Source organism: Streptomyces sp. NPDC058195 (assembly GCF_042883525.1).
Lineage (GTDB): Bacteria > Actinomycetota > Actinomycetes > Streptomycetales > Streptomycetaceae > Streptomyces.
Genome location: NZ_JBHVVM010000018.1, coordinates 121,953 through 138,793 on the forward strand (window position 1 = coordinate 121,953; position 16,841 = coordinate 138,793).

Sequence of the window (16,841 nt, forward strand, 5' to 3'; positions counted from 1 at the left end):
TATGAGCCCCTCACATGATGGAAGGGAAGGAAGCGGGGGGACCAGCACTTTTCGACCCACGGAAAAAGCCCAGTTCATCAATCGGGGGACCGATGAAATTGCGCATCCACTTCACGTCGGACGATGTGGCACGGACCACGGTGGCCGCCCGTCCGGACGACATGTGGGAATTGACCAACAGCCTGCACATCCTGCAGTCGCCACGCCCGCCGTCCGCGTACCGCCCCTGGCTGCGGCACGTCCGGACCCGGTGTGCCGGGCGGGACCTGCGCGCCCTCGTCCGCTACGTGAGCGCCCTCGTCCCGCACAGCGGGGACTTCCCCGACTTCCTCACCCCCTCGGGTGCGGACAGCTTCGCCACCTCGCTCGACCTCATCCACGCCACCCCGGCCACCCGGCTCCGCACCGAACTCGCCCTCCACTTCCGCGGCCACCGCACCCCGCCGGCCTGGGCCCGGCTGCTCGCCGACGGCGACCGCACCGCCCGCCAGGAGCTCCGGGAAGCGCTCGCCACGTACTTCCACGAGCTGCTGGCACCCCAGCTCCCGCTGATCGCCGAAACCTTCCACCTCGAACGCGCCCAGCACAGCCGGGACCTGCTGGAGGGCGGCGTCGAGCGGCTTCTGCACACGCTGCCGCCGTCGATCCGCTGGACGTCCCCGACGCTCACCGCCGACTACCCGCGCGACCGCGACCTTCACCTGCGCGGACGGGGGATCACCCTGGTCCCGTCGTTCTTCTGCACCAAGTCCCCGGTGACCCTCATCAACCCGGGCCTGCCCCCGGTGCTGGTCTACCCCGTCGCCCGCCACCCGGCGCCGGACGCCGCCCCCGAGGGCCTGACCGACCTGCTGGGCCGGACCCGCGCCATGGTCCTGCGGGCCCTGCACCCGCCGTGCTCGACCGGCGAACTGGCCGCCCGTACCGGCGTGTCCATCGGCACCGCCAGCAAGCACGCCACCGTCCTGCGCCGGGCGGGCCTCGTCAGCAGCACCCGCCGGGGCTGCATGATGCTGCACTCCCTGACCCCGCTCGGCGACGAACTGGCCCGCCGCCCCATCCGCTGATCCAGACCGCCCCCAAAGCCGTCTCCGCACCGGAAAGGCAACCGGTGCGGAGACGGCCCTGGAATTCCTCCCCCCTTTCGCTCAGCCGTAGTTCGGCGCCGGAGCCGTGGCGTTCAAAGCCGTGACGATCGTCTCCTCCTCGTACCGGAAATGGGATTCGAGCCGCTGCGCCAGCGATTCCAGATCGGCACGGAGCCGCACGGGATCGGTCTCCCCGGGGATGAACGCGTCGACGAGCCGCTGAATATCGCGCTCAAGCCGGGCCACCGCCTCGTGCTCCTCGCTGAGCTGCGCCAGTGCCGGGGCCAATGCCGGGAATTGCCGGGCCAGCATGGGGAACATGGCCGCGTCCTCGCCGCCGTGATGCCTGCTGAGCGCTCCGCAGAAACTCATGCAGTGGGCCCGCATCTGCTGGGCGAGGTCCGGTTCCGGCCGCTGGATCGTGTCCGCCCCGCCCTCGACCACCCGGTCCACCTGCGCGCGGAGCGCCTCCAGTTCGCCGCGCAGCCAGTCGTGCACCTCGACGATCCAGTCGCCCATGCCCTTGACCCGCTCCTCACCGGGCCGGGGACCGATCCGGTGCAGGACGACGACCGGGATCTCCCGGACCGTTCTCGCCTGGTGGTCGGCGTAGCCGGGCGCCTCGGCGATCACCCGGCCGAAGAGCCTGTCCCGCTCCTCGCCGGGCGGGACGGCGGCGATCGCCCGGTACGTATCGGTGCCCGTCTCCACCGTCACGATCGGATTCCTGCGGATGTTGTGGTACCAGCCGGGGTGGCGGTCGGCCCCGTTCGCCGAGGCGATGACGACGCCCTTCCCGTCGAATTCGAGATACCCCAGGACGCTCTCCCGCCGCTGACCGGTCCGGGCGCCGACCGTCGTCAGCACAGCCAGTTTCCAGCCCTCGAACATCCCGCTCATCCTGCCGTGGTTCGCCCGGAACTCGGCGATGATCCGGCGCTGGAAGTCATGGACGTCGAAACCGGACCAGCCTTCCGGTGCGGATTCCTGCTTCTCCCTGTGCCCGTTGCTCATGCACTGCCTTTCCCAGTCGTTCGATGACAGGGAGGAGGGCTACAGAACCGGAAATCGACACAGAAACACCCCGCGCACCTACGCAGTGAAAAATGGACGCAGCAATCCCGGGCCGGGGATTGACGAGCTGCGAGAGACGGGACGTGCCGATCTCTGTAATGGCTGAGTAGCCGCTACCTCCATGCGTAGGCCCATACGGGGCTCAGTGCGACAGTAACACCGCGCTCCGGGGCAGACAACGCGCGCTCGTGCGCGGGGAGATGGGCGGGGAGATGGGCGGGTCCGCGGCCTCAGCGGGAGGAACGCGGTCCGGGAACGCGGACGCCCGCGGCGCGGAGTCCGGCTTCGACGAGCGCGGCCAGCCGGGCCGACCCCGGCGCCTCCACCTCGCCGTGCCGGGCAACCATCTCGTACCGGGTCGCGGCCTCGGTACGGGCCTGGAGCCCGGTCACGATCTTGAGCTGTTCGGGGTGGGCGAGGTAGTGGCCGACCAGCGCCGCGGCGACCTCGTCGATACGGGGGTCGTCGGGCTCCCAGACGGCGGACTCGGCGGCCCGCTTGCTCAGGGCGACGAACCGGGCGTCACCCAGCGCCCGTTCGACATGACCCAGGTGCTCGTCGAAGCCCTCGGGCACCAGCGCCCTGGCGAGCACCAGCCCCTCCCGGGCGGCCGCCACCTCGTCCCCGGTGAAGCCGAGGCCGGGCAGCCGCTCCAGCAGTGCCACGGCCCGCTCGGGCAGCAGCGCCCGGTTGCCGTCGGCGAGCTGCCGCAACGTGTTCCGCCGTGACCTCAACTCCTCGATCCTGTCGGTAAGTTGCTGTTCCACATCGGTGAGCGCGGCGGCGAAGCGCGTGGCGTCGGCGTCGAGCAGGGGCCCGATCTCGGCGAGCGGCACCCCGGCGGCGGCCAGCGTGCGGGCCTGCACCAGCCGGAGCAGCTCGCCCGACCCGTACCGCCGGTAGCCGGAGCCGTCCCGTGCGGGCTCCTCGACCAGGCCGAGCTTGTGGTAGTGCCGCACCGTCTTCACCGTGACGCCGACGAAGGCCGCCGCCTGCCCGATCGTGACCCCGTTGTCCATCCGCCCAGTCTGCCCCTCGCGGGGGCCCGGCCACACGTACGGAGTACCGGCGCTCACTCCCCCGGCCGCACCGCCGACCCGGCCCGTCCGCCGCGGAACACCTCGTCCACGAGCCGCTGCGTCGCCCGCTGGAACGCCAGGGCCCGGGAGAGCGCGGCGTCGTCCACGTAGTTCAGCGTGGCGGTCAGGACCGTGGAGCCGTCGGGCGTGCTGTACATCAGCGCGGCGTGACCGGCGGCGCCGCCGTTGTGGGTGATGACGGTGGAGCCGTCGCCGAGGTCCTGCACGAAGACCCCGAGGCCGTAGCCCATGCCCGGTGCGGGCGTCGGGCGCGGCGTGCACATCTCGGCCAGCAGCTCGGCCGGCAGGAGCTTCCCGGTCACCAGCGCGGAGAGGAACGTCTGCAGGTCGCGGGAGGTCGAGATCATGTCGCCACCGCTGGAGATCCAGGAGGGGTTCAGGCGGGTGACGTCGACCGTCTTCTCCTCGCCGCCGTCCTCGTAGCGGTAGTAGGCGTGGGCGTGCGGTTCGGCGATCCCGGTTTCGGTGCTGGGGGCCGTGGTGCCCAGGAGGCCGAGCGGTTGCGTGATCAGCCGCCGCATCTCCTCGGCGACGGAGCGGCCGGTGACCCGCTCGATCAGCAGCCTGGCCAGCACGTAGTTGGTGTTGGAGTAGCTCCACCCCTCGCCCGGTTCGAACCGCGACGGCCTGGACAGCGCGAGGCGCACCAGCTCCTGCGGCGGGTAGGTCCGGAAGCGGTTGTCCACCCACTCCTTGCCCGCCGTGGTGGCGGGGATGCCGGGGACCATCGTCCCGTCCTCGTAGTACTCCCCGGTGAAGTTGAAGATCCCGCTGGTGTGCTGCAACAGCATCCGCACCGTGACCCGCCGGTCCCCCTCGAACTCGGGCAGGTGGTCGGCCACCGGGGCGTCCAGCCCGATCCGTCCCTCGGCGACGAGTCCCAGCACCAGGGCCGCGGTGAACGTCTTGGTGTTGCTGCCGATCCGTACGTACCCGTCGACCGGCGGCTTCGCGTCCTCCCCCAGCCTGCCCGCCCCCGCGCTGCCGACCCACTCGCCCCGCCCGTCACGCACCCGCAGCGTGATCCCCGTGATCCCGGACTCGACGATCTCGTCCAGGGCCTTCTGCAACTCCGAACGCCCCTGACCGAAAGCGTTGTGGGACATGCTGACCACTCCCTCGTATCCGCCGCGTTCCCGCGGCCCTCCGACACGAGAAGCGTCCTCCCTGACCCGAGGTCAACCTCAACGGTGATCCGGCTCACACTCTCCCTCCCGCCCTCAGCCCCGCTGCGGGACGCGTGCCCGGGGGTCCAGGGGTGCGTCCCGCGTCCGGTCGTCTGGTCGTCTGGTCGTCTGGTCGTCTGGTCAGACCAGATCACAAGGGCCAGGATGTCCGGCCGTCCGGTCAGATCCGGTCGTTCGGTCAGATCCGGTCGGCGGCGATCAGGAGGTACTGGAAGCTGCCGTTCTTGTACGCGGTCAGGAAGGCGTCCTCGATGCCGGTGGCCAGGGAGGACTTGGCGCGCAGCTCCCAGTACGGGACGGTGGCCGCGGTGAGGTCCACCACGCTGATCGGCACGAGCCGGTTGTTCGCCATCTCCCTGAAGTAGGCGGAGCGGGGATGGATGTCGCAGATGTAATGGGCGTTGATCGTCGAGACCTCGCGGGACGGCAGCCCGTAGGTGTCGTTGTAGCAGCCGGTGATGGTGACGTACCGGCCGCCGCGTACGAGCAGGCGGGCGTACTCGGCGAAGAGCACCGACAGATCGACGTACATGGTCGACTCGTTGTTCCAGACGGCGCGGAACGAACCGGTGTCGAAGCCGGTGTCGAGCATGTTCTTGAGGTGGAACCGCACCTTGTCGTCCACGCCGCGCTTCTTGGCCTGCGCGGTGGCGAAGGCCACCTGGGTCTCGGAGATGGAGATCCCGTCGACGTGGCAGTCGAACCGCTTGTTGGCGACCAGGCTGCCGCCGCCCCGGCCGCAGCCCGAGTCCAGGAGCCGGTCCTCGGAGCCGACGACTCCGAGGTGGTCGGCGAGCACGTCGGCCTGGGCGCTCTCCAGGCGGTGCAGTTCGGCGACGACCCGCTCGTCGCGGGTGTCCTGCGGGCCCTGCAGGACCGACCAGTCGACGTCGCCGATGCCGTAGTGGTGGTGGTAGAAACCGTCGACGTCTCCCAGCCGGAGATTGACGGGGTTCTTCTCGCGGTTCCAGTAATCGGCGACCGAGGCCTGGTAGTGGCTGACGGCCGGGGCTGCTGTCGTGCTGGTGCGGAGCGCTGTGGGGGTGGTCATGCGGCTGTCTTCTCTCACCAGTAGTGGGGCAGGGAGTAGCGGTACGTGTTCGTGTGGTGCCATTCGTGGTTGCCGGCGACCCATGCGGCGAGGCCGGTGGTGTAGCGGCCCAGGAGCGGGTTCTCGGCGGCCAGGACGAGGGACTCGTCCTCGAAGGCGTGCATGATCTCGTTGTGGATGTCGATGGCCTTCAGGTACGCGTCCTTGAGGCCCCGGCCCTCCTCGGCGGCGATGACCACCGGGAGGTTCAGATGGTGCTCGTCGATGGCCATCTCCTTGGTGAAGGAGTACAGGTCGTTGACGAGCGTGGTGGCGTTGCAGGCCAGTGCGGTGACGCGCTGGACCTCGGGCCGGGAGTAGAGCGGCTCGGGCAGTTCATAGCCGTCCACGGCGTCCACGAGGGACAGGCAGGGACGGAAGTTGTTGAACTGCCGCATCACCAGGTACTGCCACACCGGTGGTGTGGTGCGGGTCTGCGCCCAGGCGCCCTCGGCGAGGTACCCCAGGTGCAGACGCGCGGCATCGTGGACGAACCGGGTGACCTGGCTGGGGGTGGCGATGCCCCGGAAGGCGCGCATCGCGTCGGCGTAGGAACGCAAGGGAGCGTCCGCGCCCAGCCCCTCGCACCACTGCTGCTGGTAGCCGTCCGCGGTGTGCAGGGGGTCCAGGGCACTCTGCGCGATGACGAGGCGGTTGCCCAGGCCGACGGGGGATCCGCCGTAGTCCTCGCAGTAGCAGTCGTCGACGACGTTCTCCGCGACGAGCAGCTTGCCCGCGACGACGAGGCGTTCCAGGTCGGCCGCGCCCGGATGCTGGAGGACGACCGCGCGGCCGACCTGGAATCCGGCGAAGTCCCCGGCCCATTCGGGAGGGAACAGGCTGAGTTCCCGGGCCCAGGCTTCGAGTCGGCGGTCCACCTCGGCGATCTTGGCCGGATCGGCCGGCACGGCGGGCGGGCAGTAAAGGCCCGGAACCGGGTCACCGGCGCGTGGCGGGGTCGCGGGGCCCGGACCGGGCCGGTCGGACTCCGGCGGTGGCGGGAGGAGTTGCCTGGCCGCCGATGTACCGAGGCCGGTCGGGCCGGTGGGAAGCCACGCCGTCGCCCACCGCGCCGAGGACGCGAGGCGCGCTGCCGCCGGGTCCGACAGGCCCACCAGATCCGTCCGGTCCGTCAGATCCGTCTGATCGATCCGATCCGTCCGGTCCGTCAGATTCATCCGATCCACCGGGCCCGGCAAGCCCGGCAGGCCTGGCAAGCCCGGTCGATCCGGCAGGTCCCGCAGGCCCGTCGGGTCCGACAGGCCCGCCCGGTCCGGCGGGTCCGGCGTGCCAGACAGGCCCGTCGGACCCGGCAGGCTCGGCAGGTCCTGCCCCCCGGCCGCCGCCGGGTCGGATCGCAAGGCGCTCGCCGGGTCCACCACCCCGTGAGCCGTGGGCGCGGCGAACACGCCGGACAGCAACGACATCGCTTCAGCCCTTCTTCGTCCGCCCGGCCCCGTCCTCAGCCACGCGGCCGTACCTCGACGCCTTCGAGGATGCCGATCGCGTCCGGGACCAGGACCGCGGCCGAGTAGTAGGTGCTGACGAGGTACGAGATGATCGCCTTCTCGTCGATCCCCATGAACCGGACGTTGAGCCCCGGCTCGACCTCGTCGGGCAGCCCGGTCTGGTAGAGGCCGATGACGCCCTCGTTGTCCTCGCCCGTACGCATGGCGATGATCGAAGAGGTCTGGCGGTCCGAGATCGGGATCTTGCCGCACGGCAGGATCGGTACGCCCCGCCACGCGGGGATCGGGTGACCGTCGACGTCGGCACTGCCGAGCGAGATGCCCCGCTTGTTGCACTCCTTGCCGAACGCCGCGATGGCACGCGGGTGGGCGAACATGTAGCGGGTGCCACGGCGCATGCTCAGCAGGTCGTCGAGGTCGTCCGGGGTGGGCGGGCCGGAGTGGGTCGGGATGCGCTGGTCGAAGTCGGTGTTGTGGAGCAGCCCGAACTCGGGGTTGTTGACCAGCTCCTTCTCCTGCCGCTCGCGCAGCGCCTCGATGGTGAGCCGCAACTGCTGCTGCGTCTGGTTCATCGGCTGGTTGTAGAGGTCGGCGACCCGGCTGTGCACCTTCAGCACCGTCTGGGCCACGCTCAACTCGTACTCACGCGGGTGGAGTTCGTAGTCGGCGAACGTGGTCGGCAGCATCGGCTCGCCGTCGTGGCCGGACAGGAGCTCGATGGCGGACTCGCCGGACTTGTTCGTCGGCCGCTGCGCGTCGGCGCTGCGCTTCTGGACGTGTGACCGCAGCGCCTCGTGTTCACCGAGGACCGCCTTGTACGCACTGTGGGGCAACGCCAGGACGGTGGTCCCGGTCACCGCTCGCGCCGTGAAGTCCCACTTGCCGTCGGCTCCCGCCAGCACATTGCCGCCGAAGCTGTCGCCGTCCGACAGCCGGCCCACGATGTCCTCGCCGTCGTACTTCGCGGGCCTGACCTTGTTCACCCTGCCGTGCACGATCAGATATACGTGATCGGCCTTGCGCCCCTCCTCCACGATGGCCTGGCCGAGGTCGAATTCCTTCTGCACGAACTTGTCGGCCAGCGCCCCCAGAGCCGGGCCGTCTTCGAATCCCTGGAGCAGCGGAAGTTCGGCCAGCTCCTGCGGAATGACGCGAACCTTGGACCCGTTCTTCTCGAACGAGACCTTCCCGTCCCCGACCGTGAACGTCAGTCGCCGGTTGACCCGGTAGGCGCCGCCCGGCACATTGACCCACGGCAGCTTCCGCAGCAGCCAGCGCGAGCTGATGCCCTGCATCTGGGGTTCGGACTTGGTGGTGGTGGCGAGGTTCCGCGCAGCGGCAGTGCCGAGACTGAGCTGCTCCTGCGCCTGGTCCTGTGCCCTCGCGGTTTCCGACGGGCTCGTCTCGACAGTCATCGACTACCTCTCGGTTCATGAGATGACCCGCCTGGCTCCAGCAGGGCAGAATTCACCGCGAGCAAGCGGGCATTACGTTGCCTGCGCCTTTTCTAACGCTTTTCGAGTTCCCATCGACACAGGCGCGCCCACCCCGTTTCCCCATGAAATAGCAATTCTCCATAACACTGTTAATTACCGCGAAAAAGCCGCCATTCGAGCGTTGCCGCCCAGCAGTTGACGAAATCTCCGTGCATGAAATTCGGGTAAATGTACTGTTTCGAATTCAAGCGTGGAGCGATCCCACGCGGACGAATGGACCCCGCAGGCCCGCACGCGTGGACCCCGCAGGCCCGCACGCGTGGATCCCGCGGGTCCGCACGCGGCGGTCCGCACGGCACGGCGCGCGGCCACTACGCCTCCGTCACGTCCCCGGACCCAGAGAACCCCGGCCCGGATGGCATCCGGGCCGGGGTCTCGTGGAGGACTTCGCTCAGGTCGCGCGGGAGGCCCGGCTCAGCCGAGCGGGAGTTCCAGTACGGCTTCCTCCCCGGCCGCGGAGGTGACGGTGGTGGTGCTGTCCTCCTTGCCGGTGAAGGAGTAGAGCCGGTCCCGGCTGTTGACGACCAGGGCGAGACGGCTTCCGTCCGGCAGGTCGTAGGCGGCGGGCTGGAGCGTCCAGTTGACGGTCCGGTCCGTGCCGGGGCGCAGGTCCGTGGCGGTGAAGGGCTCGTGGGTGATCAGCCGGGTGCTGCCGTCCGGGGCCACGTCGAAGAGGTAGGCGACGAGGGTCGCGGCGTCCGCCTCGTCGGACCGGACCGAGAGACGGACGGTGGCGGCGCCACGGATGCGGCGGCCGCCCGACAGCGCCTCGGTGGACCAGACCAGCAGCCGGTTCCGCTCGAAGTCGGCCAACCGGTAGCGCTTGGGATTGCCGAACCACTCCTTCTGCCCGGTCTCCATGATCTCGTCCATGGCGGTGGCGGCGGTCTCGTGCCCGGCGGTGAAGTCGCGGCTCCAGCCCGCGGACGGCTTGTCCGACAGGGTGCCGTCACCGTCGCCGCCCTCCCCACTGCCGCCCAGGTGCCAGGACTCGGTGTCGGTGGTGGCCTCGGACCAGGAGCGGAGCGGTTCGCGCCGCGCCGCCTCCACGATCCGGTCGCCGCCGAGGCCGGTCGGCTTGGTCGTGTAGGTGAACATCACCTGGCTGTTGACCACCGGCCAGTCGGGCACCCCGTTGTTCTCCCCGAGCAGGTGGTGGTCGAGCCAGGCGTAGGTCTCCGTCATCGGCGTCAGGTAGCCCCAGAACGGGGTGCCGCTCGGCATGCCGGTGATACCGACGCCTTCCGGGGCGCCGTGGTCGCCGATCCACAGGTTCAGGTGCTTGGGAACGGTGAGCTTCTCGAAGGTCGCGATCGCCTCACCCGGGGGGAACAGGCTCTCGTGCCAGGTGTTCGAGTAGAAGGTCGGGACGGAACGGGCGTTGGTGAGGCCCACGTAGGTCTCCGGAGAACGCTCGGTGCCCCACTCCACCACCTCCTCCATGTCCTGCCCGTCCCGGAAGTTCTGGAGAATGCGCCACGTCGCCTCGTCGAACTTCTCCTTCTCCTTGCCCTCCTCGGCGCCGGTGAAGTTGATCAGCAGTTCCACGGCCTTCTCGTGCCGGGTGCCGTTGTCGTAGAGGCTGGTGGCCAGGTTGCCCCACGTGCTCAGGGCGGCCACGGCGGCGACGCGCTTCTTCTTGTCGTGTGCGGCGACCAGCTGGCTGATCCCGGAGCCGTAGGACAGGCCCATGAACCCGACCTTGCTCGGCGCGAACAGCCCCTCCGCGTGGTCGATCACCGCCGAACCGTCCGACCAGTCGTCCGGTCCGGCGACGCCGATGAACCCGTCGGACGTGAACGGCCCGCCCGGCGCGCCGAACCCGCGGGGCGTGTACGCCAGTACGTGGTAGCCGCGCGCCGCCAGGGAGAGGTAGCCGACCATGAACGGCATCCAGCCGTACGGGTTCCATCCGGCGGGCACGATCACCACCGGGCGCTGCTCCGAGGTCTTCTGCTTGATCGCGAGCGCGGAGAGGCCGATCTCCTCCGTCACGGAAATGCGCGGGAAGGTGACCCCGGCCTCTCGCAGGACGCGCTCGACCAGCTCCCGCAGTTCCTCGGGGAGCGCCCCGGCCGGGGCGGTGCCCTGGAGGGCCGCGAGCAGGGCCCTGGCGACGGTGAGCACCGCCGGGTTGATGTCGAGGCTCGCGCCGCGCCAGATGCCGTTGGCGGCGATGTCGGCGAGTGTCGCGTCGGTGACCGACGCGATCGGCTCCCCATCTGCTGTGGTCATACGAACGGCCCCAATTTCGATTGAGTTCACGACGCCCGAGGGGGTGTCGCCGGGCGGATCCTGGTCAGGGCCGACGGGACCAAAACCCATGACCGAGCAGCTGAACCCGAACGAGCGAATGGCCTTGTGAACGTTGACGGGTCCGCCAGGGCCGGACGCGGAGAAGCCGCGGTCAGCCGCCCGAGCGCTTCCGGACCTGCTGAGCCAGGGTCGTGGCGAGGGCGGCGAAGGTAACCGCATGACCGCGGGCGTTGGCATGGACGCGGTCGGCGGAGTAGATGGCCGGGTCGGCGGTGAGCGGGTGGTGGTGCGTGTCGATGTGGACGCCGCCGAGCGCGCGGGTCAGGCCCGCCGTGATGCGGTCGAGCTCGTCGAAACGGCGGGCCATGCCGTCAGCGCGCTCCGGCCGGACGAGGCCCGACCGTCCGACGTCGAACAGGCCGATGGTCAGGACGAGGGCGCCTTGTCCGGCAAGGGGTGCGAGTAACGAGGCCAGTTCGGCCCGCAACGTCTCCGGGTCAAAGCCACGGAAGGCGTTGTTGCCGCCCGCGCTCACCATCACCACGTCCGGCTCGAACTCCAGGGCCGCATCAAGCTGTTGGGCCCGGATCTCGTCGATCAGCAGGAAGGGCCGGGCCAGGTTGACCGCGGCGAAGCCGGGGCGGGTGGCGGCGAGGGCGTCGGTGAAGCGGTCGGCGAAGGACCGGTCGCGGTAGCCCGGAAGGGGATCCCCCACACCGGCGGTGACACTGTCGCCCAGCACGGCCAGCCGGTTCCACGGAAGATCGCGGAGCAGTTCGGCGCCCGTCTCCGGAGTCACGCAGTACGGATCGGACAGCTCCGCGGCAAGGTCGGCGGACCCGACTGGCACGACGGACCCAGCGGACCCGGCGGAACCGACGGACGCGGCAGCCCCAGGGGCCAGGCCCTGAAGGCGGGTCATGTCCGGCTGGAAGGTCATCACTGGTCTCCTTCGAGGATGCGGGCAGCGGCCGGGGCCCGGCCGGCCGGGGGCGCGGTTCGCGGCGGGTGCGGGGCCGAGGCTGTGACGCGCAGGGCGAGACCGCCGAAGGCGGCAGCCAGGTTGACGACGGCGGCGGCCCCGTACACGGCGGCATACGGTTCCGCGCCGGCGCCCGGGACCTCCGCGACGATCACGGCCGTGGCGGCGATCCCGAGACCGCCGCCGACCTGGCGGGCCGCCATGACCATGCCTGTCGCGGCGGCGAAGTGCTGGGGTGCGGTGGAGAGGGTGGCGGCGCTGGAGATGCCGACGGTGGCCAGGCCGACGCCGACCCCCGTCACGGCTCCGGCCGGGAGCCAGAGCGTCCAGAAGCGCGGCTCGGTGTCGATCAGCAGGGCCAGGACGGCCGTTGAGGCGGCGACGAGGGCCGAGCCGCCCGCCACCATCGTGCGGGGGGCGAGGGAGACGGGGAGCCGTCCGATGCCGAGACCGACCACGGCGGTGGCGAGCGCCGCCGGGCTCATCGCGAGACCGGCCTTCAGGGCGGAGTAGTTCCAGGCGTCGGTCACGAAGAGCACGCCGAGCAGCATCGAGGCGAACAGCGCGGCGCCGTACGCGACGGAGACGCCGCTCGCGACGGCGAAGGAGCGGCTGCGCAGGAGGTCGAGCCGCAGCGCCGGCCGCCGGTGCCGAAGTGCCCGCACCACGGTCAGCACCCCGCAGAGCACGGTGATGCCGGAGGCGGCCAGCACGTGCACCGAGGACCAGCCGCGGCCGGGGCCCTGCGTCATGCCGTACACCGCTGAACCGACACAGAGGGCGAGCAGCAGGCCGCCCGCGAGATCGGGCGCCCGGCCCGTGCGGGACTCACCGGCCAGGAGCTTCCTTCCGACGATCAGCACCCAGCAGCCCACCGGCAGGTTGAGGCAGAACAGCGCCCGCCAGTCGAGCACTTCGACCAGGACTCCGCCGAGGGCCGGACCCGCGGCGGCTGCCAGGGCGCCCGCCGCGCTCCACACGCCGATCGCGGCGCGTCTGCGCCCGGCGGGGATCTCCGCGAGCACCAGCCCCAGCGAGGCGGGCACCAGCAGAGCCGCCCCCAGGCCCTGGAGGGCGCGGGCACCGAGCAGCACCGGCAGCCCCGGGGATGCGGCGATCAGCAACGACGACGCCGTGAAGACGGATACGCCGATCAGGAACAGCCGGGCACGGCCGACCGCGTCGGCCAGCGGCCCGGCCGGGGCGAGCAGGGCGGCGAAGGGGATCACATAGGCGGTGGCGACCCACGAGACGGTGGTCAGCGAGACGTCGAAGCCGTCGGCGATCGGCGGCACCGCCAGGTTGGTCACGGTGGCGTCGAGAAAGCTCAGGAAGGTGCCCGCGCAGGCGAGTAACAGGGCGAGGGAGGCCCGCCGGGCGGAGGAGGAAGGCGTCATGACGAGGATTTAAGAATACGATCGTTCGTACGTCAATGGCATACGGTCGTTTGCTAAACTTTCGCCCATGGCAGGACGCGCATCGGCTCAGGCCGCACTCGAAACCCGGCGCTCAGTACTGCGCGCCGCCGCCGAACTCGCTTCCGCGGAAGGGCTGGACAGCGTCACCATCGGCCGCCTCGCGGACCGGCTGGGGATGAGCAAGGCGGGCGTGATCGGCCAGTTCCGCAGCAAGGAGAAGCTGCAGCTGGAGACGGTGGACCTGGTGCTGGAGGACGTCCGCACCCGCGTCTGGCAGCCGGTGCGCCACCTCGACGCGGGCCTGCCGCGGCTGCTGGCCGTCTGCGCCTCCTGGGTGCGCTACGCCGCCGACCCCGGCTACCCCGGGGGCTGCCTGCTCACTCAGGTCACCTACGACTACGACGGACGCACCGGCGCCGTGCACGACCGGATCGCCGAGGGCCGCACCCGCTGGCGCGACACCCTTCGCCACGACATCGAGACCGCCGTCACCGCCGGAGACCTCCCGCCCGGCACGGACGCCCCCCAGGTCGTCTACGGGCTGGAGTCCCTGGCCGCGGGCATCACACCGGCGAGGCTCCTGCACGGCGACACCCGGACGGAAGAGTGGGCCCTGCGCGGCATGCACGCCATCCTGGGCGTCCCCACGCACGGCTGAACCCCGGCACGGAACGCTCCGGACGACGCAGCGGCCCGCACGGCGCCGGACACAAAAAGGCCCAGGCCAGAAAGATCCCGGCCTGGGTCTTCGCGGAGCCCCCTGTCGGATTCGAACCGACGACCTACGCATTACAAGTGCGTTGCTCTGGCCAGCTGAGCTAAGGAGGCGTGCCGGAGCAGTGTAACCAACGCCGCACCCCTTGCGGTCCCGAAATTTCGCGGACCTCGAACTACTGACAGATTCCATATGGCCAGGTAGCGTCGCTGAAGGTTCACTCAAGTGGACCAGACCACTCCCGTCACTCGGATCGTCCGGCACGTTCCTGCCGGTGGAGGAGAAGATTCAGCATGGCCAGCGTTACGTTCGACAAGGCGTCCCGTATCTACCCCGGCTCCACGAAGCCGGCCGTGGACCAGCTCGAGATCGACATCGCGGACGGTGAGTTCCTCGTCCTCGTCGGTCCTTCCGGTTGTGGCAAGTCGACCTCCCTGCGCATGCTCGCGGGTCTTGAGGACGTCAACGGCGGCGCGATCCGCATCGGTGACCGCGACGTCACGCACCTGCCGCCGAAGGACCGGGACATCGCCATGGTGTTCCAGAACTACGCGCTGTACCCGCACATGACCGTCGCGGACAACATGGGCTTCGCGCTCAAGATCGCCGGGGTCAACAAGACCGAGATCCGGGCGAAGGTCGAAGAGGCCGCCAAGATGCTCGACCTCACCGAGTACCTGGACCGCAAGCCGAAGGCGCTCTCCGGTGGTCAGCGCCAGCGTGTGGCGATGGGCCGCGCCATCGTGCGTGAGCCGCAGGTCTTCCTCATGGACGAGCCGCTGTCGAACCTCGACGCCAAGCTCCGCGTCTCCACCCGTACGCAGATCGCCTCGCTCCAGCGCCGCCTGGGCATCACGACCGTGTACGTCACCCACGACCAGGTCGAGGCCCTCACCATGGGCGACCGGGTCGCGGTCCTCAAGGACGGTCTGCTCCAGCAGGTCGACTCCCCGCGCAACATGTACGACAAGCCCGCGAACCTCTTCGTGGCCGGATTCATCGGCTCCCCGGCCATGAACCTGATCGAGGTCCCGATCACCGACGGCGGCGTGAAGTTCGGCAACAGCGTCGTCCCCGTCTCCCGCGAGGCGCTCTCCGCCGCCGCGGAGAAGGGTGACACGACCGTCACGGTCGGCATCCGCCCCGAGCACTTCGACATCGTCGAGCACGGCGGCGCCGCCGCGAAGGCCCTGTCCAAGGACAGCTCGGACGCCCCGGCCGGTCTGGCCGTCTCGGTCAACGTCGTCGAGGAGCTCGGCGCCGACGGCTTCGTCTACGGCTCCGCGCGGGTCGGCGGCGAGGACAAGGACCTGGTCGTCCGCGTCGGCGGCCGCGCCGTCCCGGAGAAGGGCACCAAGCTCCACGTCGTGCCGCGCCCGGACGAGCTGCACGTCTTCTCGACCTCCACGGGTGCCCGCCTCTCCGGCTGATGACTGACGGCTGACGCCGCAGCACCGCGGGCACGCACGCACCGCACACACGCACCGCGGGCCCGCACGCACCGCGCCTCAACGGCCCCGAAACGTCCGGCACACCGGGCATTTCGGGGCCGTTCGTCAATGCGTAATTCGAAAAGCACCCTCGAACCATCCCTCGCAAGAGTGACGGAATGTCGCCATGGCATTACCGCCCGCTACGCTCGCTGCGTGACCCACACTGCGCGCCGCATCGGCCGATCCCTCGCCTTCGTCCTGCCCGTCGTGATGGTCCTCTCCGGGACTCTCGCTGTGACCAGCGTGCCGTGGGCAACGCACAACTCCGAGCCCCAGGTTCTGGCCGCGGCGACCCACGACATCGCGGCGCATGCCAGGACGCGCGCCCCGCAGGACGCCCTGCGTGACCGGCTGCTCGTCGAGCTCCGTGAGAAGGACCCGGGCGTCGCGCTGACCGATCTCCAGCGCTCCGTCGAGGGCCGCCCCTCCCTCGCCCGGCACTGCATGTCGATCGCCAGGGCGCTGGGCCGCGCGGCCGTCGAGAAGTACGGCCCCACGCACGCCCACCGCTTCTCACGCCCGGTCTGCGACACCTCCTTCGCCTCGGGCGTCGCCCGGTTCAGCTGACTCCCCCGCGACGGACACCGCGTGCCGGGCACCGCATAGGGTGCCTGGCATGCATACGTATCCGACACAGGCCGTGATTCTGGCAGGTGGCCAGGGATCACGACTGCGCCCGTACACCGATGACCGCCCCAAGCCGATGGTCGAGATCCCGGGCACCGGGACACCGATCATCGGCCACCAGCTTTCCTGGCTGGCCGCCGAGGGCGTGACCGATGTCGTGGTGTCGTGCGGGCATCTGGCCGATGTGCTGCAGGAGTGGCTGGACTCAGCGGTGCTGCCGCTGAGCGTGACGACCGTGGTGGAGTCCGAGCCGCTGGGCCGCGGCGGCGGTCTGAAGTACGCCGCCGCCCGGCTCCCCGATCCCGAGCAGCCCTGGTACGCCACCAACGGCGACATCTGGACGCGCTTCTCCCTGCGCGAGATGGCCGCGTTCCACGCCGAACGCGACGCCACCGCCACCCTGGCCCTGGCCCGTCCCCGCATCCCGTGGGGTGCCGTCGAGACCGACGCGTTCGGGCACATCACCGACTTCATCGAGTCGCCGCCGTCCCCGTATCTGATCAACGCCGGGGTGTACGTCTTCTCCCCCGCCTTCACGCGGCTGCTGCCGGACCGGGGCGACCACGAGCGGACCACCTTCCCCCGGCTGGCCCGGGAGCGTCGGCTGGCCGGCTACCCGCTGCCGCACGGCGCGTACTGGCGGGCCATCGACACGGCGAAGGACCTCACCGAGGCCGCCAAGGAACTGGACGGACAGTAGGACGAAGCAGGGCAGCAGGAAGAAGCGGGGGAGAACAGGACAGAGGGGCGGGGGGCGGGGGGGGGAACCGGGCCGCCCCGCCGGCGTACGCCGGGGGGGTGTGGGCCCCGAGCCGCCGCCACCGCCGCAGGGGGTGGGCACCGCGG

Annotated in this window: 14 protein-coding genes and 1 tRNA gene; 5 read left to right on the forward strand and 10 right to left on the reverse strand. The window is 70.4% G+C overall.

From position 1 onward, the window contains the following. Positions 1-92: 92 nt before the first annotated feature. Positions 93-1,067, forward strand: coding sequence for an ArsR/SmtB family transcription factor (locus ACFVWY_RS22760; RefSeq protein ID WP_389875316.1), 975 nt, complete (start codon positions 93-95; stop codon positions 1,065-1,067). A gap of 81 nt (positions 1,068-1,148) precedes the next feature. Here the strand turns inward: ACFVWY_RS22760 and ACFVWY_RS22765 are convergent, their stop codons facing one another. The 9 genes from ACFVWY_RS22765 to ACFVWY_RS22805 form a co-directional block, all read right to left on the reverse strand. Continuing rightward, entirely contained in the window at positions 1,149-2,102 is a 954-nt protein-coding gene (locus ACFVWY_RS22765; protein ID WP_389875318.1) for a nitroreductase/quinone reductase family protein, read from the reverse strand. 290 nt (positions 2,103-2,392) lie between these two features. Further along, positions 2,393-3,181: a MerR family transcriptional regulator gene (locus ACFVWY_RS22770; RefSeq protein WP_389875321.1), complete on the reverse strand. Its 789-nt coding sequence runs from the start codon at positions 3,179-3,181 to the stop codon at positions 2,393-2,395. A 53-nt stretch (positions 3,182-3,234) separates the two neighbouring features. After that, on the reverse strand, positions 3,235-4,368 hold the full coding sequence (locus ACFVWY_RS22775; RefSeq protein ID WP_389875323.1) for a serine hydrolase domain-containing protein: 1,134 nt from the start codon (positions 4,366-4,368) through the stop codon (positions 3,235-3,237). A gap of 259 nt (positions 4,369-4,627) precedes the next feature. After that, positions 4,628-5,500, reverse strand: a complete 873-nt coding sequence (locus ACFVWY_RS22780; RefSeq protein WP_389875326.1) for a geranyl diphosphate 2-C-methyltransferase — start codon at positions 5,498-5,500, stop codon at positions 4,628-4,630. 14 nt (positions 5,501-5,514) lie between these two features. Next, positions 5,515-6,774: a family 2 encapsulin nanocompartment cargo protein terpene cyclase gene (locus tag ACFVWY_RS22785; protein WP_389875422.1), complete on the reverse strand. Its 1,260-nt coding sequence runs from the start codon at positions 6,772-6,774 to the stop codon at positions 5,515-5,517. A gap of 227 nt (positions 6,775-7,001) precedes the next feature. Then, complete coding sequence (locus ACFVWY_RS22790; protein WP_389875329.1) at positions 7,002-8,423, reverse strand: family 2B encapsulin nanocompartment shell protein; 1,422 nt, start codon at positions 8,421-8,423, stop codon at positions 7,002-7,004. A gap of 495 nt (positions 8,424-8,918) precedes the next feature. Next, positions 8,919-10,739 carry a CocE/NonD family hydrolase gene (locus tag ACFVWY_RS22795; RefSeq protein ID WP_389875331.1) on the reverse strand — a complete coding sequence of 607 codons (1,821 nt, stop codon included), beginning with the start codon at positions 10,737-10,739 and terminating at the stop codon, positions 8,919-8,921. Between the two features lie 172 nt (positions 10,740-10,911). Next, positions 10,912-11,610, reverse strand: a complete 699-nt coding sequence (locus ACFVWY_RS22800) for an SGNH/GDSL hydrolase family protein (protein WP_389875333.1) — start codon at positions 11,608-11,610, stop codon at positions 10,912-10,914. Between the two features lie 89 nt (positions 11,611-11,699). Beyond that, the gene (locus ACFVWY_RS22805; RefSeq protein ID WP_389875336.1) at positions 11,700-13,139 is read right to left on the reverse strand and encodes a DHA2 family efflux MFS transporter permease subunit; all 1,440 of its coding nucleotides are present in this window, start codon (positions 13,137-13,139) and stop codon (positions 11,700-11,702) included. Positions 13,140-13,206: 67 nt separating this feature from the next. On the opposite strand from ACFVWY_RS22805, the gene ACFVWY_RS22810 reads away from it, so the two are divergent. Beyond that, positions 13,207-13,818: a TetR/AcrR family transcriptional regulator gene (locus ACFVWY_RS22810; protein WP_389875339.1), complete on the forward strand. Its 612-nt coding sequence runs from the start codon at positions 13,207-13,209 to the stop codon at positions 13,816-13,818. Between the two features lie 96 nt (positions 13,819-13,914). Here ACFVWY_RS22810 and ACFVWY_RS22815 read toward each other — a convergent pair. After that, positions 13,915-13,988, reverse strand: a tRNA-Thr gene (locus tag ACFVWY_RS22815). 180 nt (positions 13,989-14,168) lie between these two features. Between ACFVWY_RS22815 and ACFVWY_RS22820 the strand changes: the two genes are divergently transcribed. The 3 genes from ACFVWY_RS22820 to ACFVWY_RS22830 all read left to right on the forward strand — a co-directional run bounded on the left by ACFVWY_RS22820 (position 14,169) and on the right by ACFVWY_RS22830 (position 16,695). Continuing rightward, entirely contained in the window at positions 14,169-15,305 is a 1,137-nt protein-coding gene (locus ACFVWY_RS22820; protein WP_389875342.1) for an ABC transporter ATP-binding protein, read from the forward strand. A 216-nt stretch (positions 15,306-15,521) separates the two neighbouring features. Next, positions 15,522-15,935, forward strand: a complete 414-nt coding sequence (locus ACFVWY_RS22825; RefSeq protein ID WP_389875345.1) for a hypothetical protein — start codon at positions 15,522-15,524, stop codon at positions 15,933-15,935. Positions 15,936-15,984: 49 nt separating this feature from the next. Further along, positions 15,985-16,695, forward strand: coding sequence for an NDP-sugar synthase (locus tag ACFVWY_RS22830; protein WP_389875348.1), 711 nt, complete (start codon positions 15,985-15,987; stop codon positions 16,693-16,695). Positions 16,696-16,841 lie beyond the last annotated feature (146 nt).